At 62.7% G+C, this 26,234-nt stretch carries 26 protein-coding genes; 12 read left to right on the top strand and 14 right to left on the bottom strand.

The features are described from left to right. The first annotated feature begins 9 nt into the window (after positions 1-9). The 9 genes from ABIE18_RS03130 to ABIE18_RS03090 all read left to right on the top strand — a co-directional run bounded on the left by ABIE18_RS03130 (position 10) and on the right by ABIE18_RS03090 (position 11,426). Positions 10-1,560 (top strand): aldehyde dehydrogenase family protein, encoded by a 1,551-nt coding sequence (locus tag ABIE18_RS03130; RefSeq protein ID WP_499721129.1) that lies wholly within the window; start codon positions 10-12, stop codon positions 1,558-1,560. Beyond that, positions 1,557-2,675 (top strand): tartrate dehydrogenase, encoded by a 1,119-nt coding sequence (locus ABIE18_RS03125; RefSeq protein ID WP_499721128.1) that lies wholly within the window; start codon positions 1,557-1,559, stop codon positions 2,673-2,675. Before ABIE18_RS03130 ends, ABIE18_RS03125 begins: the two co-directional genes overlap by 4 nt. Next, on the top strand, positions 2,672-3,655 hold the full coding sequence (locus tag ABIE18_RS03120; protein ID WP_499721127.1) for a D-2-hydroxyacid dehydrogenase: 984 nt from the start codon (positions 2,672-2,674) through the stop codon (positions 3,653-3,655). Before ABIE18_RS03125 ends, ABIE18_RS03120 begins: the two co-directional genes overlap by 4 nt. A 45-nt stretch (positions 3,656-3,700) precedes the next feature. Further along, positions 3,701-5,215, top strand: a complete 1,515-nt coding sequence (locus ABIE18_RS03115; protein ID WP_499721125.1) for a CoA-acylating methylmalonate-semialdehyde dehydrogenase — start codon at positions 3,701-3,703, stop codon at positions 5,213-5,215. A gap of 76 nt (positions 5,216-5,291) precedes the next feature. Then, complete coding sequence (locus tag ABIE18_RS03110; RefSeq protein ID WP_499721124.1) at positions 5,292-6,332, top strand: NAD(P)-dependent alcohol dehydrogenase; 1,041 nt, start codon at positions 5,292-5,294, stop codon at positions 6,330-6,332. A 132-nt stretch (positions 6,333-6,464) separates the two neighbouring features. Next, a complete protein-coding gene (locus ABIE18_RS03105) occupies positions 6,465-8,012 on the top strand; it encodes an ABC transporter substrate-binding protein (protein WP_499721123.1) in 1,548 nt (515 codons plus the stop codon). Between the two features lie 31 nt (positions 8,013-8,043). Next, a complete protein-coding gene (locus ABIE18_RS03100; RefSeq protein WP_499721121.1) occupies positions 8,044-8,985 on the top strand; it encodes an ABC transporter permease in 942 nt (313 codons plus the stop codon). Further along, on the top strand, positions 8,969-9,814 hold the full coding sequence (locus ABIE18_RS03095; protein WP_499721119.1) for an ABC transporter permease: 846 nt from the start codon (positions 8,969-8,971) through the stop codon (positions 9,812-9,814). Before ABIE18_RS03100 ends, ABIE18_RS03095 begins: the two co-directional genes overlap by 17 nt. Next, positions 9,807-11,426, top strand: coding sequence for an ATP-binding cassette domain-containing protein (locus tag ABIE18_RS03090; RefSeq protein WP_499721118.1), 1,620 nt, complete (start codon positions 9,807-9,809; stop codon positions 11,424-11,426). The genes ABIE18_RS03095 and ABIE18_RS03090 overlap by 8 nt, the downstream gene beginning before the upstream one ends. An 11-nt stretch (positions 11,427-11,437) precedes the next feature. Here the strand turns inward: ABIE18_RS03090 and ABIE18_RS03085 are convergent, their stop codons facing one another. The 8 genes from ABIE18_RS03085 to ABIE18_RS03050 all read right to left on the bottom strand — a co-directional run bounded on the left by ABIE18_RS03085 (position 11,438) and on the right by ABIE18_RS03050 (position 18,621). Further along, positions 11,438-12,418, bottom strand: a complete 981-nt coding sequence (locus ABIE18_RS03085; RefSeq protein WP_499721370.1) for a cyclase family protein — start codon at positions 12,416-12,418, stop codon at positions 11,438-11,440. A 2-nt stretch (positions 12,419-12,420) separates the two neighbouring features. Then, positions 12,421-12,666 carry a hypothetical protein gene (locus ABIE18_RS03080; protein WP_499721116.1) on the bottom strand — a complete coding sequence of 82 codons (246 nt, stop codon included), beginning with the start codon at positions 12,664-12,666 and terminating at the stop codon, positions 12,421-12,423. Positions 12,667-12,678: 12 nt separating this feature from the next. After that, positions 12,679-14,016, bottom strand: coding sequence for a TRAP transporter large permease subunit (locus ABIE18_RS03075; protein ID WP_499721115.1), 1,338 nt, complete (start codon positions 14,014-14,016; stop codon positions 12,679-12,681). Positions 14,017-14,091: 75 nt separating this feature from the next. Continuing rightward, positions 14,092-14,883 (bottom strand): NAD(P)-dependent oxidoreductase, encoded by a 792-nt coding sequence (locus tag ABIE18_RS03070; protein ID WP_499721114.1) that lies wholly within the window; start codon positions 14,881-14,883, stop codon positions 14,092-14,094. A gap of 15 nt (positions 14,884-14,898) precedes the next feature. After that, positions 14,899-15,531: an RraA family protein gene (locus ABIE18_RS03065; RefSeq protein WP_499721112.1), complete on the bottom strand. Its 633-nt coding sequence runs from the start codon at positions 15,529-15,531 to the stop codon at positions 14,899-14,901. A 34-nt stretch (positions 15,532-15,565) separates the two neighbouring features. Further along, a complete protein-coding gene (locus tag ABIE18_RS03060; protein WP_499721110.1) occupies positions 15,566-16,564 on the bottom strand; it encodes a tripartite tricarboxylate transporter substrate binding protein in 999 nt (332 codons plus the stop codon). Between the two features lie 50 nt (positions 16,565-16,614). Continuing rightward, complete coding sequence (locus ABIE18_RS03055; protein ID WP_309929353.1) at positions 16,615-18,117, bottom strand: tripartite tricarboxylate transporter permease; 1,503 nt, start codon at positions 18,115-18,117, stop codon at positions 16,615-16,617. Positions 18,118-18,120: 3 nt separating this feature from the next. Next, on the bottom strand, positions 18,121-18,621 hold the full coding sequence (locus ABIE18_RS03050) for a tripartite tricarboxylate transporter TctB family protein (protein ID WP_499721108.1): 501 nt from the start codon (positions 18,619-18,621) through the stop codon (positions 18,121-18,123). A gap of 121 nt (positions 18,622-18,742) precedes the next feature. Here ABIE18_RS03050 and ABIE18_RS03045 point away from each other — a divergent pair, with 121 nt between their 5' ends. Next, positions 18,743-19,543, top strand: coding sequence for an IclR family transcriptional regulator (locus ABIE18_RS03045; protein ID WP_499721106.1), 801 nt, complete (start codon positions 18,743-18,745; stop codon positions 19,541-19,543). Positions 19,544-19,574: 31 nt separating this feature from the next. Here ABIE18_RS03045 and ABIE18_RS03040 read toward each other — a convergent pair whose 3' ends face one another. Beyond that, positions 19,575-20,423, bottom strand: coding sequence for a LysR family transcriptional regulator (locus ABIE18_RS03040; RefSeq protein WP_499721105.1), 849 nt, complete (start codon positions 20,421-20,423; stop codon positions 19,575-19,577). 86 nt (positions 20,424-20,509) lie between these two features. On the opposite strand from ABIE18_RS03040, the gene ABIE18_RS03035 reads away from it, so the two are divergent. After that, positions 20,510-21,397 (top strand): EamA family transporter, encoded by an 888-nt coding sequence (locus ABIE18_RS03035; protein WP_499721103.1) that lies wholly within the window; start codon positions 20,510-20,512, stop codon positions 21,395-21,397. A gap of 57 nt (positions 21,398-21,454) precedes the next feature. Here the strand turns inward: ABIE18_RS03035 and ABIE18_RS03030 are convergent, their stop codons facing one another. The 4 genes from ABIE18_RS03030 to ABIE18_RS03015 form a co-directional block, all read right to left on the bottom strand. Next, complete coding sequence (locus ABIE18_RS03030; protein ID WP_499721102.1) at positions 21,455-22,249, bottom strand: TIM barrel protein; 795 nt, start codon at positions 22,247-22,249, stop codon at positions 21,455-21,457. Continuing rightward, entirely contained in the window at positions 22,246-23,403 is a 1,158-nt protein-coding gene (locus tag ABIE18_RS03025) for a Gfo/Idh/MocA family oxidoreductase (RefSeq protein ID WP_499721101.1), read from the bottom strand. The genes ABIE18_RS03030 and ABIE18_RS03025 overlap by 4 nt, the downstream gene beginning before the upstream one ends. Positions 23,404-23,508: 105 nt before the next feature. Next, positions 23,509-23,724: a hypothetical protein gene (locus ABIE18_RS03020; RefSeq protein WP_499721100.1), complete on the bottom strand. Its 216-nt coding sequence runs from the start codon at positions 23,722-23,724 to the stop codon at positions 23,509-23,511. Between the two features lie 103 nt (positions 23,725-23,827). Further along, positions 23,828-24,544 (bottom strand): hypothetical protein, encoded by a 717-nt coding sequence (locus ABIE18_RS03015; RefSeq protein WP_499721099.1) that lies wholly within the window; start codon positions 24,542-24,544, stop codon positions 23,828-23,830. A gap of 392 nt (positions 24,545-24,936) precedes the next feature. Here ABIE18_RS03015 and ABIE18_RS03010 point away from each other — a divergent pair, with 392 nt between their 5' ends. Next, positions 24,937-25,923, top strand: a complete 987-nt coding sequence (locus tag ABIE18_RS03010; protein WP_499721098.1) for a LacI family DNA-binding transcriptional regulator — start codon at positions 24,937-24,939, stop codon at positions 25,921-25,923. Positions 25,924-26,036: 113 nt separating this feature from the next. Here the strand turns inward: ABIE18_RS03010 and ABIE18_RS03005 are convergent, their stop codons facing one another. Next, positions 26,037-26,204: a hypothetical protein gene (locus ABIE18_RS03005; RefSeq protein WP_499721097.1), complete on the bottom strand. Its 168-nt coding sequence runs from the start codon at positions 26,202-26,204 to the stop codon at positions 26,037-26,039. Positions 26,205-26,234 lie beyond the last annotated feature (30 nt).

Raw genomic sequence — 26,234 nt, 5'->3', positions numbered from 1 at the left:
AAGGTTCCCATGAGTTCATCAACAACCGTCGCTGGAGCGCGCCTAAAAGCAGCTGAGGAGACGGCCTACAGGCGGGCAAGCGTTGCGGCGCTTCCCGGAGGCGCGTTCCTCGAAGGCCTTTGGGAGACCGCAGACAGGATCCTGGAAGTACGGGACCCTGAAGACGGCGTGCTGTTGGGCACTGTGTGTTCTTCAACCCCGCAGGATGTCCGCCGGGCGGTTGCCCACATTCACCGCCACCTCCTGGACGATGAATGGCCTCTCCGGGAACGCCGCGAGGCCCTGGAACGGGCTGCAGTGCTCCTGGCTGAGCAGTCGGTACGGTTTTCGGAGATCATTGCCGCCGAGAGCAGCAAGACCATCAACGAGGCCGAGCGTGAAGTGCGCCGGTGCATCGAGACGTTGCGGCTTTCGGCGGCAGCGTCGAGCGAACTCGTGGGGGAAACTCTCGGCTTTGAGGACAGCATGGCGGGAGCCAACAAGATCGGCTGGTACAGCCGCAAGCCTGTTGGCATCATCGCCGCCATTACGCCCTTCAACGATCCGCTGAACCTCGTGGCACACAAGCTGGGCCCGGCGCTGATCGGAGGCAACGGCGTCGTACTTAAACCCTCAGGCCGCACGCCGCTGACCGGGCTGGCTTTCGTTCAGCTGTTGCTTGAGGCCGGTGTTCCGACAGGTCGCATCGCCGCGATCGTGTCGGGACCCGGGGTGTCCGAAGCGATCGTGACCGACCCCCAGGTGGACCTCATCTCTTTCACCGGTGGGCCGGCAACGGCCGACCGCATTGCTGCCGCCGCAGGAGCAAAGAAGATCCTTTCGGAACTGGGCGGCAACAACGCTACGATCGTCTGCGCCGACGCTGAACCGGCAGCTGCTGCTGAGGCGATCGTCGCCGGGGCATTCGGTGTGGCCGGCCAGAACTGCCTGTCGGTCCAGCGCGTTTACGTCCACATTTCGCTGTTCGACGAAGTCCTTGAAAAGGTACTCACGGGGACCCGCGCGCTCCGTGTTGGGGCGAAGATGGACCGCAACACCGACATCGGACCCCTCATCACAGAAGCCGAGGCCCGCCGGGTGGAGGCATGGGTGGAGGAGGCCAAAGCGGCCGGCGCCGCCGTTCGTGTGGGCGGGCAGCGCCACGGCGCCTTCTACCAGCCAACCGTGCTGACGGATGTGCCGGCTGACGCCCGAGTCATCGTTGAAGAAGTGTTTGGCCCCGTGGTCAGCATCATGCCCTTCATCCAGATCTCTGACGCCATCCACGCGGCCAATTCCTCCGAATACGGGCTCCAGGCCGGTGTCTTCACAGAATCCATTGACCTGGCCCTGGCAATTGCCGACAAGCTGCAGGTGGGGGCGGTGGTCATCAACGAGACAAGCGACGTCCGGATCGATTCCATGCCCTTTGGCGGGTTCAAGAAGTCCGGCGTGGGCCGTGAAGGCGTCAAGCACGCAGTCCGCGAAATGACCGAGCCCAAGAGCACAATTATCAAACTGGCGGAGCCCGCCACCCGCTGGCAGCAGCTGACGGGCACCTCAGAACGGAATGCATCATGACTACCCACAAAATCGCGGTCATCGCCGGCGACGGCATCGGCAAGGAAGTGGTCCCCGCGGCCATCGAAACCCTTGAGCGAATCGCTGAAATCCACTCCATCAACCTGAAGTTCACGCACTTCGACTGGGGATCTGACTACTACGCGCAGCACGGCCGCATGATGCCGGTGGACGGCCTGGAGCAGCTGGCGCAGCATGACGCCATTTTCCTGGGGGCCGTGGGCTCCCCGGAGGTCTCCGATGCTGAATCGCTGTGGGGGCTGTTGATTCCCATCCGCCGCGAATTCCAGCAGTACATCAACCTGCGTCCGGTAAAAACGCTCGACGGCGTGAAGTCGCCCCTGGCGAACAAGGAACCGATCGATATCCTCATCGTGCGTGAAAACAACGAAGGGGAATACTCGGAGGTGGGCGGACGCATGTACCGCGGGCTGCCCCACGAAACCGCCGTCCAGGAAACCATCTTCACCCGCCTGGGAGTGTCACGGGCCGCGCACTACGCCGCCTCGCTCGCGTCCTCCCGCAAGGGCCACCTGACCTCGGCCACCAAGAGCAACGGCATCATCCACACCATGCCTTTCTGGGACGAGGTAGTGGAAGAAACCACCCGCCTCTACCCCGACGTGACGCTCACCAGCGAACTGGTGGACGCCTTGGCTGCGCACCTGGTCCTCAAACCCTGGACCCTGGACGTCATTGTCGCCTCGAACCTGCTGGGCGACATCCTCTCGGACCTGGGCAGCTCCGTCACCGGCTCCATCGGTGTGGCTCCCAGTGCGAACCTGAACCCCGAAGGCGACTTCCCATCCCTCTTTGAGCCGGTGCACGGATCTGCTCCGGACATCGCAGGCAAGGGACTGGCAAACCCGGTGGGCCAGATGTGGTCCGGCGCGATGATGCTGCAGCACCTGGGCCACCCGGAAGCTGCTGAACACCTGCAGCTGGCCTTCGAGGCAGTGTTGCGCGAGGGCCTCGGGACCCGCGACGTAGGAGGCCCGTCGTCGACGTCGGAGTTCACGGCCGCTGTTTTGGCCGCGATCGATGTCATTGATGTGGTTGGCTCAATCCTGGACGGCACGGCAGCCAAGTCTGCGGGAGCACCGGCGTCGTCATGACGGTTTCCGCTGAGCGCAAGAGACCTGTTGTCGCGGCGCTGTACCGGGAGGCTTTGCCGCCCCGGCTGGAGGAGATCCAAGCCCTGGCCGAGGTCCGACTGACCAAGGCCGAGGGACTGGCTGAAGCGATGGACGGTGCAGATGTCCTGTACCAGTGGCATTCGTTTTCCCCTGCCTTGCGGGAGAACTGGGACGCGGCGTCATCGCTGAAGTGGGTCCACGTAACAGCAGCGGGCGTCAGCCAGCTCCTGTTCGACGAGCTCATCCAGAGCGATGTGGTCTACACGAACTCCCGTGGAGTCCTGAGCCGTGCCATTGCGGAATTCGCGCTGGGCTTCGTCCTGGACATAGCCAAAGACTCGCAGGGCTCGCTCAGGCTTCAGCAGCAGCAGCGCTGGCAGCACAGGGTCACCCGTAAGATCCAAGGCCAGCGTGCCTTGGTGGTGGGCACTGGTTCCATCGGGCGGGAAATCGCGTCGCTGTTCCGTGCTGTAGGCCTGCAGGTCAGCGGTGCCGGGCGAAGCAGCCGTCCGGGAGATAAACTGTTCGACCACATCCATTCTTCCCGGGACCTGGCCGGGATCGTCGGCGACGTCGACTACCTCGTCCTGGCGGCGCCACTGACCACGGACACCAAGGGACTTGTGGACGCTGACGTCCTTTCCGCCATGAAATCCACCGCACACCTCATCAATGTGGGCCGTGGGGAACTGGTTCAGACGGACGCGCTGGTGGAAGCCCTGACCTCCGGATCCATTGCCGGGGCAGCACTCGACGTAGTCCATCCCGAGCCGCTTCCCGCGGGACATCCTTTGTGGAGCATGGATAACGTCATCATCACACCCCACATGAGCGGCGACACCGAGGACTATCTCGACGATCTGGGGCAATTGTTCGTGGACAACCTGCGACGGTTCAGCCAGGGCGAACCCCTGCAGAACATCGTGGATAAAAACCTTGGGTTCGTCCCGGTCTCCTGATCCTGTTTCCCGTTTCCCCGCTTTCTTTTCCTAAGGAACTTTGCCATGAGCACCTCAACGACGACGCTCACCCAGATCAACCACTTCATCAACGGCGCAGAGTCTGAAGGTGAGGGCGAACAGATCAGGCCCGTCTACAACCCGGCCACCGGCCAGGTCAGCGCCGAGTTGCGCTTGGCGAACGAGGCTGACTTGAACGCTGCGGTGGCTGCGGCGAAGAAGGCTGCGCAGTCCTGGGGTGATGTTTCCCTGGCGAAGCGCACGGGCGTGTTGTTCAAGTTCCGTGAGCTCGTCGCAGCGCATGTGGATGAGCTGGCCGGGTTGATCACGGCCGAGCATGGCAAGGTCCTTTCCGATGCGAAGGGTGAGATCGGCCGTGGCCTGGAAGTGGTCGAGTTCGCCTGCGGCATCCCGTCCCTGCTCAAGGGTGATTACTCGGACCAGGTCTCCACCGGCATTGATGTGTTCTCCTTCCGCGAGCCCCTGGGCGTGGTGGCCGGGATCACCCCGTTCAATTTCCCCGTCATGGTGCCGTTGTGGATGGCGCCGATGGCGATCGCCACCGGCAATGCGTTCATCCTCAAGCCCTCCGAGCGTGACCCGTCCGCGCCGATGCTCCTCGCGCGCCTGTGGCAGCAGGCCGGCCTGCCTGATGGGGTGTTCCAGGTCCTGCACGGCGGCAAGGAAACTGTCGACGGGCTCCTGACCCACCCGGACGTGGACGGCATCAGCTTTGTCGGGTCGACCCCGATCGCGCAGTACGTGCATGAGACCGCCACGAAGCACGGCAAGCGGGTTCAGGCCCTGGGCGGGGCGAAGAACCACGCGATCGTGATGCCCGACGCGGACCTGGACAACGCCGCGGACCACCTCGCAGCCGCTGCTTTTGGTTCCGCGGGGGAGCGGTGCATGGCGATCTCCGTCGCCGTCGCCGTCGGGGACGCGGCGGATTTGATCGTGAAGAAAGTCCAGGAACGTGCCCTCGCGGTGAAGGTCGCCAACGGCACCCAACCGGACGCCGACATGGGCCCGGTCATCACCCCCGCCTCCAAGGACCGCATCCTCAGGATCGTCACCGAAGCCGAAACCGCCGGCGCGGCCATGGTGGTGGACGGCCGGGACCTGGTGGTCCCCGGCCACGAAGAAGGCTTCTGGGTAGGGCCCACTGTGATCGATCACGTCAGCACCGAAATGACCGCCTACACCGAGGAAATCTTCGGCCCCGTCCTGGTGGTGGTCCGCGTCGCCGACCTCGACGAAGGCATCGCGCTGATCAACGCCAACCCCTACGGCAATGGCACCGCGATCTTCACCTCCTCCGGTGCCGCGGCACGGAAGTTCCAGCGTTCGGTGACCGTGGGCATGGTCGGCATCAACGTGCCCCTGCCGGTCCCGGTGGCCTACCACTCCTTCGGCGGCTGGAAGAACTCACTCTTCGGTGACAAGCACATCTACGGCCCCGAAGGCGTTTCCTTCTACACCCGCGGCAAAGTCATCACCTCCCGCTGGCCCGAACCCACCCACGCCTCCGGCGCCTCCTACAACTTCCCCTCCAACTAACCCATCCCCACCGCCACCCTCGCCTCGCAAGCTCGGCCAGGGAACCCTGGCGGCGTGGGCCCTAAAGAAGGATGACATGCCTACTACCGTGAAGGCCTATGTAGCCTCTTCTCCCACCGCGGACCTCACCCCTGGCACTGTAGAGCGACGCGATCCCGGTGACTTCGATGTGCAGATTTCCATCAGGTACACCGGAATCTGCCACTCTGACATCCATGCCGCACGCGGAGACTGGGCCAGTAACTACCCCCTGGTGGTTGGCCACGAGATCGTCGGAGTGGTGGAAGCCATCGGTCCAAAAGTCACCCGTCATTCGGTGGGGGACCGGGTGGGGGTGGGCTGCTTCGTTGATTCCTGCAGGGAATGCGTCAATTGCCGGGCAGGCGAGGAGCAGTACTGCCTGCAAGGTGCAACCAGTACGTACAACTCGTTCGGCCGTGACGGGCTGCCCACCGCCGGCGGTTACAGCACAAGCATCGTGGTGGATGAGAACTACGTCCTCAGAATCCCCGACGGCATAGACCTCCAGGAGGCGGCCCCACTGCTGTGCGCGGGAATCACCATGTACGCGCCTCTGCGTAACTGGAAAGCCGGGCCAGGCAAGCGCGTGGCCATCATAGGTATGGGCGGACTGGGCCATATGGGCGTGAAGATCGCAGCGGCCTTGGGAGCCGAAGTCACAGTGCTTAGCCAATCGCTCAAAAAGCAGGAGGACGCCGTCAGGCTCGGCGCCACCAGCTACTACGCAACATCAGAACCCGCCACCTTCGAATATCTGAAGGGCCAGCTGGATCTGGTCATCAACACCGTCTCCGCGGACATCGATGTGGATGCGTACCTGTCCTTGCTTGCCTTGGACGGCACCATGGTCCTCGTGGGCCTGCCCTCCAAACCGTTGAGCCAGCGCGCTTGGTCGCTGGTGGAATTCCGACGCAACCTCAGCGGCTCAAGAATGGGCGGAATCCGCCAAACGCAAGAAATGCTGGACTTCTGCGCCGCGCAGAGCCTGGGAGCAGACGTGGAAGTCATTCACGCAAGCCAGATCAACGAAGCATTCGAACGGGTACTCGCCAGCGATGTCCGCTACCGCTTCGTCATCGACGCCGCAACGTTTTGAGGCACTCCTGCTGAAGGGCAAATTATTACGCACGCCAAGAACGCCATTTCGCGGAAATAAAGAGGTAAGGCTAACCTAAATAGTCTTCAATTTCCCCTGTGCTTCCCCGGGCACACTTAACAGGCGGTTCCTTTGCGCAAACTCAGCCGATTCGCAGCCCCAGGTCTTGCGGCCCTCCTTGCCCTCACGGGTTGTGGCCTGAGTGGGGCCCAGACGGGTACCGCCGGGAAGGTCGCGGATACCAACCAGCGCATTGTGGTGGACAACTTCCGTGCACCCGTGGCCAACTGGGCGCTGGAATCCGACTCCGCGTACATCCTGTCGCTGTCCGGGTGCCTGGAGACGCTGACCAAGTACGACTCCGCCGAGGGCAAGGTGGTTCCGTTCCTCGCAACCGGTTGGAAGCAGGTCTCACCCCTTGAATGGGACTTCACCCTTCGACAGGGCGTCAAGTTCCAGGACGGAACGGACCTCACTGCCGAGTCGGTGGCGGCGGCCCTTAACACCGTCCTCAAGGCCAAGGTGCCTGCCCGGGCGTTCAACCCGGGCATTGTCAGCGGTGTCCAGGCCATGGACGCCAAGACAGTTCGCGTGACAACTCCTGCGGAGAGCCCGCTGGTTCCGTTCCGGCTTGCCAGCGTCAACACTGGCATCCTGTCACCGGCTGCTTACCAAGGCGCCACCGTGGACCCCTTCGGTCACTGCACCGGGCCGTTCGTTCCCGTGTCCGAGAAGGCCAAGCAGTCCCTGACGCTGGATCGCAACAAGAACTACTGGGGCGGCGAGGTGCAACTCGCTGGAGCCGAGGTCCGCTTCATCACCAACGGCGCCACCCGCGCGGCACAGGTCCAAACCGGGGAAGCTGACATCTCCCTTTCAATTCCTGCCTCCGGCCTCTCCACGCTCAAGAACGCCCCTGAGGTTTCGGTTCTCAAGGCCAACTCGCCCCGCACAGCGACGCTCTACATGAACAACGGACGTGCTCCCTTCGATAACGTCGACTTCCGCAAGGCCCTGCGGTCTGCACTGGATCTTGATGCCCTGGCGGCCAGCGTCTACGAGGGCGCAGCCCTCCCCGCAGCAGGACCTTTCGCGCCCTCCGAACCATGGGCTTCAAGCAAAGCAAGCCCAGCCAAGCAGAACGTTGAGGAAGCAAAGAAGCTCCTCGAAGATGCTGGATACACCGCGGACAGGCCCTTGGAGATCATTGCCATCGTCGAACGGTCAGAATTCGCCGACGTCGCCACCGTGATTCAGGACAACCTGAAGACCATTGGTGTCCCGGTCACTATCCAGGCCAAGGAATACGCCTCAGCTGAGCCCGACGTTCTGGCCGGCAACTACGACATGATCCTCAGCCAACGGAACAGGCTGATAGATATCGCAGATCCGATCGGCTTCCTCACAGCGGACTACACATGCAAGGGCAGCTACAACCTCAGCCACTTCTGCAACGAGGAGTACGACTCCACCATTGCCGAAGCGGCCCGGACGTCCAACACTGAGGAACGCTACAAGCTCTATGCCAAGGCCGGCGAGATCCTGGATGACCAGGCCGTGAACCTCTGGCTGGTCAATGAACAAGCAACTGACGCCATCCGCAGTAACGTGCTCTCCTACGTCCAGGATCCGCTGTCCCGCTACGTCCTGACAGCACAGACCGCAAAGTCCGGCTCCTAGCAGCGAGCTGGGACCAACGAACCAAACCCGCATGATCACGTTCCTTGCGAAGCGGACGGCGACCCTCGTGGCCGCCGTCCTGCTGTCGTCTTTCGCCGTTTTCCTTATTCCCTACGTCACCCCGGGCGATCCCGTCCGCAAGATCATCCGTTCCCGGGTGGCCGGGGATGTTGTGGACGATTCCACTGTCCAGGCCCTCGGCCAAAGCCTGGGTCTCCACGATCCACTCCCTGTCCAGTACTTCCGCTGGCTCGGAGATTTCTTCAGCGGCGACATGGGGTTGTCGCATATCAGCCGGACGCCCGTTGTTGACCAGGTGATGCCCGCTCTTGGCATCACCCTCAGCCTGGTGATCGTGGCCTTGGGTATTGCGGTGTCAGTGTCGCTGCCCTTGGGAATCGTCGCAGGACTGAAGCAAGGTGGAAAAGCCGACAAACTGATTACCACCATCACCCAGTCGTTCATCGCAATGCCCGAATACTGGCTGGCGCCGCTCCTGGTCTTGGTTTTCGCCCTCAAGCTGTCCTTGCTGCCGTCAGCTGGCTGGAACACCACATCATCCATAGTCCTGCCGGCGGTAACCCTCGCCCTGCGACCCATCAGCTTCTTCACCTCAGCGGTGCGCTCCGGCATGATCGATGCTTTGGAAGCAGAGCACATTCAAGCCGCCAGGGCCCGCGGCCTCAGTCACGTCCAGACCGTCATGCGGCATGTCATACCGAACGGGCTGGTTCCGTTGTCCACTCTTTTCGCCGTATGGTTCGCGGGTCTCCTGGGAGGTTCGGTCATTGTGGAGGTCATTTTCGCGATTCCGGGCATGGGACGGCTCCTTTACGACGCCGTGGTGAACAGCGACATTCCCCTGGCGCAGGGCGGTGTTGTCGTCGTCGTTGCACTCGCCGTAGCGATCACCACCCTCGCGGACTTCCTCCATCGGATTCTCAGCCCTAAGGTGAGTGGCGCCCTTGCGTAACCTCTCAGCGGTAGACAAGGCCGCCGTCGTCGTTCTCGCCCTGGTGATAGCCGCTGTAGCGGCCGCGCCTTGGCTGACGCCGTTCCCGCCGGACGACCAGAACCTGGCCGCGCGCCTTGCATCGCCCAGCGCCAGCCACTGGCTGGGAACGGACCACCTTGGGCGGGACACGCTCAGCAGATTGCTCGACGGCGGTCGCTTCTCTTTGGTGGTGGCCGCACTGGCCACGGTGCTGACCGGACTCGTCGGCCTGGTGATCGGCGTGCTGAGTGCGCGGCGCAAGGGCTGGCTGGACGAATTCTTCACCCGCACCAATGATGTCCTGCTCGCCTTGCCGGAGATGGTGGTGGCACTGTTTATCGTGGCTGCGATGGGTACCGGATTCTCGTCGTTGCTCGTGGCGCTCACCGTTACGGGGTGGACGCCGTTCGCCCGGCTTGCGCGAACACTGGCCTATGACGTGTCTGCGCGCGGCTTCGTTGAAGCGGCGCGCGTGGTGGGCTGTTCGCCGTCGTTCATTATTTTCCGCCACATCCTTCCGCACCTGGCAGCGCCGATGCTGGGACAGGCGACGCTGCGGTTCGGGCAGCTCCTGATCAGCGTCGGAGCGCTGTCCTACCTTGGGCTGGGTGTCCAACCGCCGCAATCTGACTGGGGCTCCATGGTGGCAGCGGCCCAACCATACGCTGAGCGGGCTCCGTGGGGGATCATCGCCCCTGGACTTGCCATCTTCCTGGTGGCTCTCTGCGTCACCCTGATCGGCCAGCGGGCCTCCCGCCGGGCAGCGGATCCCGTAGATGTCCTTGTGGTGGAGGGCCAGCATGCCTGAGCTCGTCATCGAGGACCTGACCGTCCGCAGCACGGCCGCACAGCCTCATGTCCTGCCAGGGCCACCGATCCTGTCCGGAGTCAGCCTGACGGTCCGGCCGGGAGAGTTCGTGGCCCTCGTGGGTGGCTCGGGCTCGGGAAAGACCATGACTGCCAAGTCCGTCCTGCAGTTACTGCCGGAGTCGCTGCGGATTGAGTCCGGGTCCGTCCGACTTGGCCCGCTGGACGTGACCAACGCGCCGGAAACAGAGTTGAATCGCATTCGAGGCGGCCGGCTGGGGATGTTGTTCCAGCAGCCCAAGAGGATGTTCAACCCGAACAAGACCATCCGCAAGCACCTGAAGGAACCTCTGAAGCTGCACGGTGGCCTCGGCGGCAAGCCGGCAGACCAGAAGGTGCTTGAACTGCTCGCCGAGGTGGGCTTCGAAGATCCGGAATGGGGCGCGCAGGCCTACCCGCACCAGCTTTCCGGTGGAATGGCACAACGGGCAATGACCGCGATGGCGTTGGCAGGCCAACCCGAAATCCTGCTGGCAGACGAGCCCACCTCCGCCCTGGACAAGGTGCTGGAAAGCCAGATCCTGGAATTGCTGGACCGTGAGCGCAGGCAGCGTGGGCTCGGCATTCTCTACATCACGCACAACCTGGCATCTGTGGCGGCCTTTGCGGACCGGGTCCTGGTGATGGACGCCGGGAAGATCGTGGAGTCCGGCACCACGGAAGCAGTTCTGGGAAACCCCAAAACTGCCTACACACGGAAGCTCCTGGACGCATCAAACCTGTTGCCCACCAGCATCACCGACGTCACCCCGGACGGCCGCAGCGTGCTGACCCTGACGAACGTCGTCAAACGCTTCGGGTTCCGAAAGCGATTCAGCCGCGGCAACGTGGACCGCCCAGCTTTGAACTCCGTTTCGTTCGACCTCAAACGGGGCGAGATCCTTGGTGTGCTCGGCCAATCCGGGTCCGGGAAAAGCACCCTCGCCAGGGCAATCGTCGGGCTGGAAGGGATCAGCGGCGGTAGCATCACCCGCACCCTGGCGGCAGGAGAGAGCAGCCCGCCCACCGCTGTGCAGTTGGTTTTCCAGGAACCCCACGATTCCTTCGACCCCCGCATGACGCTCCGCGCCAGCCTTGAGGCTCCCCTCCACCGGTATGGTGGGCTTTCGTCCGCCGAAAGGTCACAGCGGCTTCAGGACGCCATGAAGGAAGTAGAACTGGAACCGTGCCTGCTGGACAGGCGCCCTGGACAATGCTCCGGTGGCCAATTGCAGCGCGTCACGATTGCCCGGGCGCTCCTGTTGGAACCCGAGGTCCTCATCTGCGACGAAGCGACGTCGGCCCTGGACGCCCTGACCCAGCGAACCATTCTTGACCTGCTGCAACGCCTGCACCGGGACAGGGGATTGTCGCTGATGATCATCACCCACGACATGGACGTAGTGCGGCACATGTGCCAACGCGTGGCCGTACTCTTCCAGGGCCGCCTGGTGGAACTCACCGACACCCACAAGTTCTTCGCCGAGCCCCAGCACGAGCACAGCAAGGATCTGGTGTCCGCAGCGATTCCCTGCCGGGGCCTGCACCTTAAGAAGATGCGCGCAGCGAGCTAGCAGGTCCCTTGTTAGACTAGCGCCGTGGCGTTGGCAGGTGACCCCGTGGCGCCGACGATATTGAGCGGTTTGATGCTCACCAACGCCTCCCAGGACCCTACTGTGCGCATGTGCCGGCAGAGTGGCCCCAGCTTCCACAACTCACCCAGGGGCATGCCGAGTTTTGCAAGCAGTTGCTGGTGCATCATGCCGTGATCGTTCGGTGCGGTGTGCTTGAAGGGACTGGCGGGGACGGCCGGCAGGCACTCGAACGCAAAGTTGTCAGCCGCCACAACCGCAAGCTGGTTGTCCCAGGCCCATGCCACAAACTGTTGGGACTGAGCCACGCCTGAGGCGCGGCGGCTTTCGCGCATCCGGTGCTTTTCTTCAACGTCCAAACCCAGGAACCATTCGCACCAGCCAGTGTGGAGCATCAGGATGTCGCCTCGTCGGAGGCTGACCTTCTGCGCGTCCAACGCTGATTCGATCAGTTCCAAGGGCAGGGGTTCCCCGTTCTCATGGTCTATCGGTGAGCCTTGGGTTCTTCGATGTCCGTCGAGGTCAACAAGGACACCTCGGCCAACGATCGGTTCTTCGGCCCATTCCTGTACTCCAAGGGTCGGGAAACCTGCCTTCACATGGTCATCCGGCGTGCCGTTGTAGAAGCCGACGTCGTCTGCCCTTCGGTGCCTCAGACCGTCGATCTGGGTGGAACCTTGGAGGTAGTAGCCATCCAAGTAGTCGTCCCGGTGCGCTGGATGTGATGAGTAGATCGTGTGGTGCGGCGCTTTGCGCTTGACGGACATCCCTGGGTCGAAAGCATCTGCGGGATAGTCAAGGCCGAAGGCAATTCCGGCCTGGATGCAGGCACGCGCTGCCAGGAGGCTTTGAGGAGTGATGAAGGACGGCGTACCGCGGGTTGCGTCGGGAAACAGTCCCCACGAGGTGCCCGCCAGTGTTCCCTCCCGCTGGAGCAGATCGGCGAATGTCGGGTAGGTTCCAGCTTTGGAGATGGTCACCGTGTTCGTGCCTCCTGCGGCTGGTCTTGCTTCTGATGGGGTTTGTAACTGAGGAGGAAGCCTGCGATCGCACAGACGGAAGCCTCGACGCACATCGGGTCCTTCAAGAAATCGTTGACTAACGCCAGCCATTCACCTTGCCCTGCAACAAGGGCAACGCCCTGGGCTGTCACGAACACGACTCCGCTCAGAAGCAACGCTGCCAGTGAGAGGACAAAAATGGCTTGGATGACCTTTTTCATGGGTACGCCTCCTTAGATCGGCAGGATGCCGAGGATGATCAGGACGCCGATGCCTAACAACGGGAGTGCGTAGTGCGTGAGCAATCGGCCGAACGTCTTGATGGGATTGACGTCAGCGATGCCGCAGGCAACGTACAGCGGGGCACCTCCCGGCGGGACTGCAGCTTCACACGACGAGAACACAAGGACGGCAACAGCGGCAGTCGTGGCTGGAACGCCGGCGGCTACCAGCGTGGCAACACCCACAGTCCCGACGGCGGCCATAGTGGCCGTTGCTGACAGCGGCGCGGCAACCGCGATCACGATCAGGCCAATAAGAATTGCGAGCAGCCACACCGGCAGGTTCATCTGGTTCAGCAGGCTGGTCATCTGCTTGGGGAGGCCCGTTGCTGCGAGGGCATTGGCCCCGGCAAAGGCGAATACCACCGTGATTCCGACAACGCCGAACCTTGGTGCGGAGTTCTCCAGGAGCTGCCACCAGCCGCGGCCACCACGCGGTAGGCGCTTCCAGCCGAGGAGGGCTCCGGTGATGATGAGAACTACTGGAATCCAGACGATGACGCTGACCGATTTTGTGATGTCGTCACCACTCCATTGAGACAACGCGGTGGCGATGGCACCGGAGGTAATGATCAACGGTATGGCCACCACAACGAACAGCAGCAAGGTAGCCCATCCTTGGCCGAACGCGGTCCTGACCGTCAGCCTGTGTGCGGAGTCCAGCGGAGCCATCCCGCTCTTGCGGATTAGTAGCCATGTGACAATCAGCCGGTGCAGGAAGCACCATAGGCCTCCGAACAATAAGGGCAGCACAAGATCATTGATGTTCAACAGAGGTCCTGCAGTTGCTGACCCCACCAGGACGAACATCGAGGCGCTGAACGGAAACGTGATGCCCATTCCTGCATTGCCAGCCACCAACGTTGCGGCGGAGGGCTTGTCCAGCTTTGACTTTTCCATCCAGGGGATGGTCACCGAACCAACGGTGGCCGCGATGGCTGCCTGATTGTGGACCACTCCTCCAAGGCCAGCGGAGGCCACCGTGGAGACCCATGCCGGGCCGCCTTTGACTCCGCCGATCAAGGAATTCAGAAGATCGATGAGCCGGTCCAGAACCCCGGTCTTGTCCAGCAGGTAGCCCATGAAAACGAAGGCCATGGTGGCATAGACGATCTCGTCGGTCGCAGCCGAGTAGAGTGACGCCCAGCCGATCTGCAATGCGGCAGCACCCGTGAAGGGAAGCACCACCAGAAAGCCGATGATCATGGCTTCGCCGACGCTGCGCTTGATGAGGGTGGTCCAGAGCAGGATGACGGCCAGGTAGGCGCCGAGTGCCCAGATGCCGATCATTATCCTGCTCCTGTTGGAATTTCTGTTGGTGAGCGGTTCACCATAGTCCTGTCCTGATTCTTCCCGATGACTGCATCAGCGCAAGGCTGGTGCAGTTTCCACCGGCTCGGATGCCATTCGGCGGAGGGCTGCCGCCGACGCAGTGGTCATCTCTGCCGGAACGTGGAGGTCCGACGACAGGTAGTCTGCAGTGTCCTGCATTTCCTTGGAGCGCCGCTGTGCGTGCTTGGCCGTCCCGGTGAGGAACCGGTCGATGACTGCCTGGCCATCCCCGGCCAGCTGCCGCGCGATCTGCCCGCGGATCCAGTCTTCAAGACCGGCAGCCTTTCCTGCAGTGACAGCCTCAACCACCACGGAAGCCAGCCCTTTCATCAAGACGCTGCGGAGCAGCTTGTGGGCCATGGCTGCCCCGGGCCCGCCGTCGGCAATTTCGACGTCGGCACCAAGTGGAGCGAGCAGCGCGGCCACCCCACTGGATCCAGGTCCGCTGACCATCAACGGCGTCTTTGCGCCTTGGGTGGGCACAGGGCCAAGGATGGCGACGTCTGCGAAAAGAGCCCCACCCGCCAGCTGTCCGAGCTCCCGCATGACATGTGGTGAGGAGGACGTGAAGTCTGCATAGCAACTTCCGGGCGGCAAGACGGGTAGGCACTCCTGGGCCACAGCCCGGGCCGCTGCGGCTCCGGTGAGGACAAGCACTATGTCCGCGTTGGCGCAGGCGGCTGCCGCCGTGGCGGCCCGGATGACACCGGAGGGGGTGTCAGGCGCGACGGGATCGAACCCGGTCACGCTGTGGCCGGCGGCGACGAGGGCGGCTGCGTATGTGGCCCCGGCCTCACCGAGGCCTATGACGGTGCATGTGGTCATGATCTTCTGGCTTCCCTACTTGGTCCGGTCCGCGATGATGGCGGCCCTACGGTTGGTCTCGTCGGCGAACACTGCCTCGGCAGCCTCGGCGACGTTCATTGCCTGTTCCCGTGGGATGATCACCACGCCGTCGGAGTCGCCGATGATGATGTCGCCGGGCATGACGGGAACTCCGCCGAAGGAGATGGGCGTGCCCAATCGGGAAGGGCCGTTCTTGTAGGGACCTGCGGGGGTGGTTGCCCGGGCGAAGACAGGCATTCCAATCTCGCCGAGTGTTTCAGCATCCCGTGCGGCCCCGTCCAAGGCGAACCCGGCGATGCCGAGGTTGATCGCGCGTTCTCCGATGAGTTCACCCAACAGTGCGCGTGATTCGTCGCCACCGCCGGCGACAACGATGACGTCGCCCGGACGGGCAAGCTGCAAGGCGCGGTGTATGCCTTGGTTGTCTCCGGGGCGGGTCCAAACAGTGAATGCCGGCCCTGCGATGCGGGCACCTGGCCAAATGGCCTGAATGGCCGAGTCTGCGACCCCAAGGCGGTCCATGGCGTCACCTATGTTCGCGGCAGGCAGCTTGGCAAGGCGTTCGAGCACATCCCGCTCGGGGCGGGGAAAATCGGCGTCGATGTCTTCAAGGACAGGAGTTGTCATGATGAGTGTCTTCCGTGATGGTGTTGGCAGGAAATCAGTCAGTCTTCTGTACGAGGGGAAGGACTTTTTTGAAGTCTTCTTCCTGGCTTGCCCAGAAGTCCCCGTAGTCCTTGCCGGACAAGTAGCTGGTCTGCAGCCCGAGGTCTGCCATCTTCTTGACCACGGTGGGATCCTCGATGGCCTTTTGGATTGCAGCCTCGAGCTTGGTTGCTACGGCTTCAGGCAGTCCGGCCGGTGCGGAGTAGCCGCGGACGGTGCCGGCCGTCAGCTCGTAGCCGGATTCTTTGAAAGTGGGCACATCAGGAAGCGACGGCGCGCGCTCATCAGTCATGACGCCCAGTACACGTGCCTTGCCTTGCTTCGAGAGGTCCGTTACGTCGCTAACGTTGGCGACCAGGATGTCCACGTGCTTCCCGAGAAACGCTGTGGTCGCCTGTGAAGCGCCTTCGGAGAAGTGCACAGGAGCAAACTCGGCCCCCGTGGTTTCCTGCAATTGCGCCAAAGCGAAGTGTTCGCCCGTCTGAAGCCCCGTGGTGCTTGCCGTCATGGACTTCGGGTTGGCCTTGGCGGAGTCGAGAAGATCCTTCAGGGTCTTAAAGGGGCTGTCAGGCTGCACGGCGATAACGGTGGGGTCGATCACCTGGCGTCCGAGAGGTTGGAAGCTTGCTCGTGTGTACTTCGCGCCGCGGGCGGGGTCGAGGGGCGACACAACAACGGAGGGTGATCCGGTGGCACCGATGGTGTAGCCGTCGGGCTTGGCACTGGTCAGTTGTGTGTAGCCGATCTGTCCGCCGGCACCTGGCTTGTTGATGACTTCGACGTTGGTGCCGAGTTCCTTTTCAAGGATCGGTTGGACCAAACGCGCGGCGGTGTCTACTGCTCCACCTGAAGAGAAAGCGACTATGAGTTCGATGGACTTTCCCTTTTTTGGGAAATCGGCGGTGTTGTTGGCGGCTCCGGCGTTGGCGCCGCAGCCGGTGAGGCCAATGAGGGCTGCTGCAGCGAAGGCTGCAACGATGCGGGTGCGTGGCATGGTTCTTCTCCTTTGAAGGGGCGGTTCAGGGGGTGGGTGATGAAGTGGTTTTACGTTTCGGGATCTTCGTTGAGCGCTTTGGGCTTACGGAGCTTAAGAAGCGGGCTTAGGACGATGAGGACACCGATGCCGATAAGGACCACGGAGATGGGGCGGTTGACGAAGATGCCGAAGTCTCCTTGCGAGATTTCCAGCGACTCGCGAAGTGACCGCTCCATCAGCGGACCCAGCACCAGGGTCAGGACCATGGGGGCCAGCGGGATATCCAGATGCCGCAGTGCCAGGCCCAGCAGGCCAAATCCGATCATGACGAACACATCAAAGACGTTGAAGTTGATGGTGTAGGCACCGATGACCATGAAGAGCAGGATCAAAGCCGTAAGGATTGGCGCCGGGACCCGGAGGATGGATGTCCACAGGCCAACAAGCGGAACGTTCAGAAGCAGGAGCAGCACGTTGCCGATGAAAAGGCTGGCGATGATCGCCCACGCAATTTCCGAGTGTTCCGTGAACAGGGTGGGCCCAGGGGTGAGGCCCTGCTGAAGGAAGGCACCCATCAGCACAGCGATAGTGGGCGAGGCGGGAATGCCAAGGGTAAAGAGCGGGATCAGGGCAGCGTTGGCATGGGCGTTGTTGGCCGTTTCGGGGCCGGCAACGCCCTCGATGGCACCCTTCCCTAGCTGGTCGCGGTGCTTGGAGAATTTCTTCTCGGCGCCGTAGGCAAGCAGTGAGGACACCGAGCCCGTCATGCCGGGGATCAGGCCGAGCCCGAATCCAATACCGGTTCCACGGGCCATGGACGGGGCGCTCCTGCGCCATTCGGTCCGTGTGGGGAGCAAGGACCGCATACCCGGTGCATGAACGGCGGCGGCTTTGGAATCTTTACGGTAGGACAGAATTTCGGAGAGTCCGAACACGCCCACGATCACCGCCACGAAGCTCACACCGTCCAGCAGGTTGTCCGAGCCGAAGGTGAAGCGGGGTGCGCCCGCCACAGGGTCGATGCCCACCATGGAGATCAGCAGGCCCAAGGCTCCGGAGATGAGGGCCTTCACCATGGACTTGCCGGCCAAAGCGACCAGTAACGAGATGCCGACTACCATCAAGGCGAAGAACTCCGGCGGACCAACCAACAGGCCAAGTTCGCCCAGGGGTTTTGCTGCTGCCACCAGGCCCAGTGTTGCGATGGTTCCGCCCACAAAGGACCCGACGGCTGCGATGGTGAGTGCGGCTCCTGCCTTGCCGATCTTTGTCATGGCGTAGCCGTCGATAGTGGTGATCGCTGAGGCGGCCTCACCTGGTGTGTTCAGTAGAACACTGGTGATGGTTCCGCCGTAGGCCGTGCCGTAGAAGATGGCACACAGCATGATGATTGCGCCGGTGGCATCGAGGTTCATGGTGAGCGGGATAAGCAGGGCGACGCCGGCTACGGGGCCGATGCCGGGCAGGACACCGATGATGGTGCCGAGAAGGCAGCCAAGGAAGGCGAAGATCAAGTTCTGCCAGGTCAATGCAGAAGCGAAACCGTTGGCGAGTTCGTTGAGGGTATCCACGGTTCAGAGTCCGATCGAGTTCAGGACGGAAATTCCGGCGGTGGGCAGGGCCACGTTGAGCCCGTAGTTGAAGGCATAGAACGCGCCGAAGCTGCCAGCCGTTGAGATGATCAGCGCGGACACCCACCTTCGGCCGCCGCGAATTTTTAGGTGGTACATCAGGAAAATAAACATGCTCAGCTGGAAGCCGATCAGGTCCATCACCGCCGCGAGAACCGCCAGGCTGATGACGACTGCCAGCACCAGGCCGCGATCCACTCCTGACGCGGTTTCGCTTGGCTCGCGCAGTTCTTGAACGAGCCAGACTGCGGACATTGCAACCAGCAGGCCGCCCATGGCGAACGGGAACATCCCGGGGCCGGGACCCAGCGAAGTCCAGAGACCGAGGCCGATGGAGCTAACCAGGACGAAGACGCCAACCACCACGAAAGCGCCGATACCCGCCAAGACGGTGGGTGAAACGCGGGTGCGCTGGGGTCTGGCAATAACTGACTCCGTTGTCATGGATTCCTTCTTACGTTGCGTGTTACTTCATTTCATAGAATGAAAGAATATTGCGTCTGAAGAAATAGTGACAGGAGCCACATGTGATGGCAAGCGCAAGAAACTTACATAGAATGAAACAATGACCGTGAGCTCAACCCACTCAGCCAGTCCCGCGGAGGACGGCCCCAAGGCTGCGAACATGCGTTCGCTTTCAAGGGCCCTGGAGGTGTTTGCCGAGCTGCAGCGTGCCGAGCGGCCACAGCGATTGAGTGACCTCGCAAGGACGTGCGGCATGAGCCTGCCCACGACGCTGAGGATCCTCCGCGTTCTCCAGGACTTCGGCATGGTCAGCCAGACGGACAAGACCTACCGCGTTGGGCCCGCAGTTCTCCCGGCAGCACGGAGTTTCCTGGAGAACGATCCGTTGGTGGTGGCGGCGCGGCCTATACTTCAGCAAGTCGCCACACAGACGGCTCGCACTGCGTCCCTCTACACACGCCTGGGCTTTGAGCGCATTCTTGTGGCCAGGGTGGATGGTGACTCGCCGCTCCGGTACGACCTCCCCTTGGGTAAGCGGCTTCCCTTGACAGTGGGTGCCGCCGGTAAGATCCTTCTGGCTTCCGCTTCCCCAGAGGAACTGCAGCAAGTCGCGCTGGCGGCCTCGACGTCCGGGCATGAGCCCCGTGGGTTCACGGCCGACGAATTGCGGTCACGGCTCCCCGCGGTTGGCGAGGACTTCGCCTATTCGGCTGACGAGCGTGCCACGGGCGTGTTGTCCGTTGCGGTTGCAGTTCCGAACAGGACCGGCCGCCCCAGTGAATGCATTGCCCTGACCAGCCCGGTGGAATCGGCGAGCGAATCAGACCTCAAGGCCAGTGTTCCGGAACTTCGGCGCGCGGCAGGGCGCCTTTCGGAGCTCCTGATGGGCTCCGTGTACTAGCTCAAGATTTCGCCACGACTGCTAACACTCATCACGCATACAGCCCCGTCAGCAACTCCACGATCCGCTCGCGCTCCTGCGGTGGGTCCTTGGCGGACCACGCGAGGTACACGGGCACGGGCGGAACGTCACGGACCGGCCGATAGATGATGCCCCGACGCCGATACTGGTGAGCCGTGGACTCGGCAGTCATCCCGTGCGCCGCCCCGCTGCCAATCGTCGTCAGCCAATCATCCACATCATTAATGGGCACGATGTCCGGCCGCCCGTCCTCCGGCCATAGCTCAAGCGTTGTGCTTCCCGTCCGCAAGTCCATCGCGACGGATCGCTGGGCTACCTGCGCCAGGGTCACAGAGCGCCGTGAGGCCAGCGGATCGTCCGAGGACATGGCACAGTACCGCTTCTCCTCACCAATCCGGACATGCTCGACGCCGGCCGCATCCGGAAGGCGTCGAAGGATGGCGAAGTCGGTGGTTCCATCTGCCAGGCCGCCAGTAGGGGAATTGGAGTGCAGCAGCTGCAGCTCCACACCAGGTATTACGGCCGCCCATCGTCGCTGGAACTCCATGGTGTGCTCGCCTAAAGCGGACCACGCGTAGCCGATCCGGGTCTTTCCGGTACCGGACCGGGCCTCCCTTTCGAGATCGCCCAGAAGTGAGAGGACGCGCCGTGCCTTGGCCACCACGCGCTCGCCGGAGGGGGTCAGGCCGACGCTGCGGGTGGTCCGTTCCAGGAGCCGTACGCCGAGAACCTGTTCCAGCCCGGAGATGTTGCGTGAAACGGCAGCTTGGGACATTCCGAGTTCAATAGCTGCATCGGTGAATGTACCCTCCTCGACTACAGCCAGAAGGCACCGCAATTGCCTCACCTCGACGTCCATACCGCCCATCCTATTCATGCGCCCACCGCATAAATAGCATCGTTCATGCATTTAGCGGATACATTGCCCGAGCGCAGAATTTCACCATGATCGATACGAGGGCAATTGGAGTAAAGCCGTCCAGGAAGGCCGGGGGAGCGGCGACGCTACTGGTCAGCGCACTTTCCAACCAACTTGGCGCCGCAACGGCATCATTCGCCTTTCCGGTCATGGGACCCGTAGGTGTGGTGGCGGTGCGCCAGCTCGTGGCGGCTGCAGTTCTCTTGCCTATCGTCAGGCCGCGGTTGAGGGAATTGCGCTGGCGGCAATGGTGGCCTGTTCTTCTCCTGGCAGTGTCCTTCGGCACGATGAATCTCGGCCTGTATGCGTCCATCCAACGGATCGGCCTTGGACTTGCCGTTACCCTTGAGTTCCTTGGGCCCCTGGCCGTGGCATTGATCAGCTCGCGACGAAAGAGCAGTGCGCTCTGCGCTGTGGTCGCTGCATTCGGCGTCCTGGCCATCACCCGGCCCGAAGCATCCATGGATATCGTAGGGATTGGCTTGGGGCTCATCGCCGCATGCAGCTGGGCCGCCTACATCCTCCTGAACCGGACCGTCGGCCAAAGAGTGCAGGGCATCCAGGGCACAGCAGCCGCAACAGGAGTGTCGGCGACGCTGTTCCTGCCTGTCGCCGTCGTGGTTTTCATCAGTCAACCACTGGACGGCTTGGCCGTTCTCTGCGCTGTGGCGGCCGGAATCTTCGCATCCGTGCTGCCTTACGTGGCCGATCTGATCGCGCTGCGACGGGTCCCCGCGAACATGTTCGGCGTGCTCATGAGCATCAACCCTGTGTTTGCTGCAGTCATCGGTGCCGTGATCCTGCACCAGGACCTGGCTGCGGGACAGTGGGTGGGAATCGGGCTGATCGTCGCCGCCAATGCCGGGGTGTTGCTGCTGCGGGAGCGGGGGCCGCAGGAGCCGATCAAGTACTGACCCAACTGAGTCGCATTAGAGCGCGTTTAGAGCCGTCAAAACGCGCTCAGCTGCGACTTAGTTGGGGGAGAACGCGGCGCGGAAGGCTGCCAACGCTGCGTCGCCCGCCTGGATCCCCTGGCCACCGATTGCACTGGCCTCCATGCCAATCACTCCCGAATACCCGGCGTCGCGGAGTGCTTTGGCAATGGCCGGGTAGTTGATCTCGCCCGTCCCTGGTTCGAATCGACCCGGGACGTCGGCAACCTGGATCTCGCCCGTAAAGGACTGGGCTGAGCGGACCAGCTCAATGAGGTTCCCTTCACCGATCTGTGCGTGGTAGAGATCCAGCATCATCTTCATATTGGGGTGGTTCACGGCCGTGACCAGCGCCAGTGTGTCCTTGGCGCGTGCCAAGGGAATGCCGGGGTGGTCCAGGATCGTGTTCAGGTTTTCCAGCGCAAACACGATGCCGTGCTTTTGGCCCAGTTCAGCGAGCTGTTCCAGCGTGCGGAGGCCCGTCAACCACATCTCGCCCGTGGATCGCTGGACCGGCCGGACAGCCCGCCCACCTTCACCGAGTTCGCCAGGGTGAACCACCATGCGTTCGACGCCCAGCTCCAGTGCAGTGGGGATCAGCTTCTCGGCGGAGGCCAGGACTTCATGCGCAGTGCTGGGATCAACGACACTGCCGCCGAAGTAGCCACTCATGGAGGAGAACCTGGCGCCGGTTGCTGCGAGGGCTGCGATGTCCCGGCCGCGGGTGTCCCAAAGCTCCACCTCGAACCCTTGATCGTGAATGCGGCGCACGCGATCGATCAATGGCAGCTCGCCGTAGACCATCTCGGCGCAGACGGCCAATCGGAAGCTCATGCTCCCTGCCCTGCGGCCTGAAGCTGTGCTGTTGAATGCGTTTCGGCTGGACGAAGGTCGGCAATCGAGGAAACTTCAACGGGAAGCCCTGTCAGGGCTGACGTGAAAGCGGCCAGGGCGACCGCGAGGGCGTTGCGTGCATCCACGCCACCGGGGGCAGCTACGGTGGCGGGCGGGTTTGCCGGCGTCGTGCGTTGATTGACTCTGCCGCGGCGTGCGGCGACGTCGTCCGCGAAGTGGGCCAGCTCTGCCGTATAGGCGTCGTGGAAGAGGTCGATGTTCAGGCGAGTGGTGTCTGATCCGATGCCTGCGGCCGTGTAGCTGGTGGCGTTGGTTGCATGTGGGCTGCCGGCGGTGACCATGCCGGCAGAGCCGAACACTTCGCCGCGGACGTCGTAACCGTACAGGGCGTTGAAGTTTGCTTCCGCTACAGCGATGGCGCCGTTGCTGTAGGTGACGGTGACAACCGCGGTGTCCAGGAGGCCACCGGCCTTGGCCTCGGGAGCAACCAAAGCATCCGCGACTGCATGGACCTTCACGGGGACTGCGCCCGGATTCAGCCAGTTCAGGGTGTCGAAATCGTGGATGAGGGTTTCCAGGAAGATGGTGCCGGGGGCGATCCTCTCCGGGTTGCTGATGCCGGCTTCGGTGCCGGGATCGCGAGTGAGGGAGCGGAGCAGTTGCGGGACTCCGACTACGCCGTCGTCGATCAGCTTCCGGGCTGCGGCGAAATCCGTGGAGTAGCGGCGATTGAAACCGAAACGAAGTACGACGCCGGCGCTTGCCGCAGCTTCGATGGCCGAGTCGAGTTCGGCGATGGTCCGCCCGCCGGGCTTCTCGCAGAACACGTCCTTACCGGCTTTGGCGGCAGCGGTTATCAGCTCGGAATGGAACCGCAGGGGAGTCGCGATAAGCACCGCATCCACGTCAGGATCGGCGAGGACGTCGGCAACATCGGTGCTGATTTTAGTGACGCCGAGGCGGCTTGCGAGGGCTTCCACGGCAGGTAGGACTGGATCAGCGATGGCTTCCAACCGTGCGTTCGGGATCCTCAGGGCGATGGATTCGGCGTGGAATGCGCCGATCCATCCGGCGCCGATCACGGCGATGCGGACAGGCCGGTCCTCGATGACCGGGTGCTGAAGGTAAGTCATTGTTGTTCCTCGATTCAGGCGTCTAGAACGTTCTAGTCAAGCAATGCTCGCATGCTCGGACCGAAGATGTCTAGATCGTTCTAGCTCCCTGTTGCTGTACTTCGGCTAAGCGGCATCGTTCCGCCGGGCATGTGCATGAGGAAGATGGCGCCCGAAGGCGAGCCTGATGAGCGGGGTCAGTAACAGGAGCAGCAGGACGCTGCCAAAGCCAACAATGCCCGCAAGGAAAACCAGGCCAGCCATGAACAGGAGGTGGATGTCGGGCGCATCGGCGAGCGGTAGGACGGCCCATATTGCCGATACCTGGTTGAGGGTGTTCATTTGTGGCTCCTGCCGCGCATCAGTTGCTCGTTCCAACACCTGTTAAGTGCGCTGAGGAGAAGAAAAATGTCGCCGTTGTGGCAATACTTTCAGGGCTGCAGGATCACGACGCGCGCAGAGGCATATCCTGGGCCAGTTTCACCACGATCTTCTTGTCGTTGCCGGGGTCCAAGGGGTCGTACCAGAGCGTAGTCTCCTGCCCATCAACCACCGGCTCGGCGGCGCTGATCAAGAGGGGACGCTGCACCCAGCGTTGGACGCCACTTGAGTCGTGAAAGGTGAAGGTCACGGTGGTGAGGATCTTGGTGCTGTCGCGGAACGCCAGATAGCCTTTGTCGCTGACTCTCGCGGACGTCATGATTCCTGTGCTCATGACACGGGCCTCACGTTCGGCACCAGCCCGCCGCTTCTGCGCGGCCATCACTCCCAGGATCGTCAGGAGCAGGCACACGGCGAGGCAGCCGACGCCTATCCACGTCAGGATGACCGGATACTCGAATTCGACGGCGGCCACCGCCACCCCGATTGCGGCGCCAAGCCACATCAGCGATCCGCCCAGAGTGAGCCCAAGTTTGCGGTGCTTCATCACTATGGCTGTCCAGGCGATGGAGCTCAGGACAATCAGGGGGATGCTGGAGATGACGGCAACCATTGCCAGGACCGGAGGCTCCTCCGATTCGAAAGCTGCGATGTGGGGCCAGCCAAAGCCGGCAGCCAACCCAGCGACGAACTGGAAGGCAAGCGCCAGCACCACGGCAAGCGGGCCCGGGCGCTTGTTGGCGCGGAGTTTCCTGAGGGCGACGGGATCCACGGTGCTCATGGGGTCATTAAACAGGTCCTGTGGAAAACAGCCAGAGCGCTCGCCGGAAAACAGCGAGGGAATGTTCCCCAGAGAACGCTGATCGGGGAAGGCTGAAGATTATTCCAAAAGCCCGCGTCACGTTTCCGCAGGTCAAAGCACGTAAACAGTGCCCAAGTCGTTGTGCCGCGTAATGTGCCGTTGCCCTTTTCGGCGCATGTCCGCGGACAACGCTGAGTTGGCAGTGATGGATGTGGTGGGTTCTGGGGCCCACCCGGGGCGCCGTCACTGCGATACCGGGCTAGTGCGGTCGGTCGTCTGAGTCGCGGCCGGCCGCACGTCTGGGGCAGGGCTCCTTTGAGCCGTTTGCGTCTTAGATCGTTCTATAGACTGGCTGCGGGCAAAGGAGGGCCATGATGGGAAAACGTCCCACGTTGATGGATGTGGCTGAAGCCGCCGGGGTTTCCCGTGCGCTTGTTTCCATCGTCATGCGGGACGCCCCTGGAGCCTCTGAAGCCACGCGCCTCAAAGTCCAGCAGGCGGCCAAGGAGCTCGGCTACCGTCCCGATAGCCGTGCACGGCTTCTCCGCAGCAGCCGGACGAGGCTCCTGGGCGTCAGCTTTTCCACATCGCACCCGTTCCACGCCGAAATCGTCGATGCCGCCTACGCCGGAGCGACTTTGCGCGGCTACGATATCGCGCTGAGCGCCGTGGCCAATGGCCGCCCGGAATCCCGGGCCGTCGAATCCCTCCTGGATCTGGGCTGTGAAGCCCTGATCGTGATTTCTCCAGCGCTGGGGGAGGACGAGTTGGCCGGTTATGCCGCAAGGCTCCCAGTGGTCAGCCTGCTCCGCGACGACGTCGGCGAATCCCTGGACTCGGTCAGCAGCGATGACGACGCCGGTATCCGCATCGCGCTGGAATATCTCACCTCGCTGGGGCATCAGAGAATTGCCCACGTGGACGGTGGGGACGCTGTCTCGAGTCCACAGCGGCGCGAAGCATTCCGGGCAGAAATGGCTGGCCGGGGGCTCGAATCCCGGGTGATTCCCGGTGGAGCCACCGAAGAAGACGGCCTCCGGGCTGGTCGAGAGCTTCTGGATGACCTGCCCACCGCCGTCGTTGCCTTCAACGATCGCTGCGCACTGGGCATCTGGGAAAGCTTCCGGGCGGCTGGGCTCAGGGTCCCTGAGGATGTGTCCGTCCTGGGTTACGACGATAGCCAGTTCGCCCGCCTTAGCTACGTCCAGTTGTCCTCCGTCAGCCAGGACGCCCCGCTCCTGGCACGGGCAGCCGTCGACCGTGCCATTGATCGGCTGGAAGGCTCGACGCCGCCCGCGCACCTTGTGCGGACACCGCACCTGGTCATCCGCAACACCACAGGGCCCGCCCCGAAATGACGCGCGCGGCTCGGTAGCTTCCTGGCCTTCTTTGCGGGACCAAGCCGCGCTTTTCCGGCGATTTGGGTCCCTTTTTGTCTCGATGAAGGTCAGGAAGCCACGCAAGTCCGGAGTTATGAAGCGCCCGACGGCGGGGCGTCGTCGTCGTCGATGTCCGGACCTTCGGCAGGATCCTGGCTGTGGATGCCGGTATCGTGCGAGACCCAGCCCTCCGTTTCTCCCTCTGCAGGAGCGTCGGTGTGGTGCCGGATGATGTGTTCTGGCTTGTTGTTTGCGTTCATTACGGATACTCCCTGTCCTTGCTTGGACTG

This window comes from Arthrobacter sp. 2762, assembly GCF_040548745.1.
In the GTDB taxonomy this organism is placed as follows: Bacteria; Actinomycetota; Actinomycetes; order Actinomycetales; family Micrococcaceae; genus Arthrobacter.
This window is presented reverse-complemented; position numbering and strand designations above follow the sequence as displayed.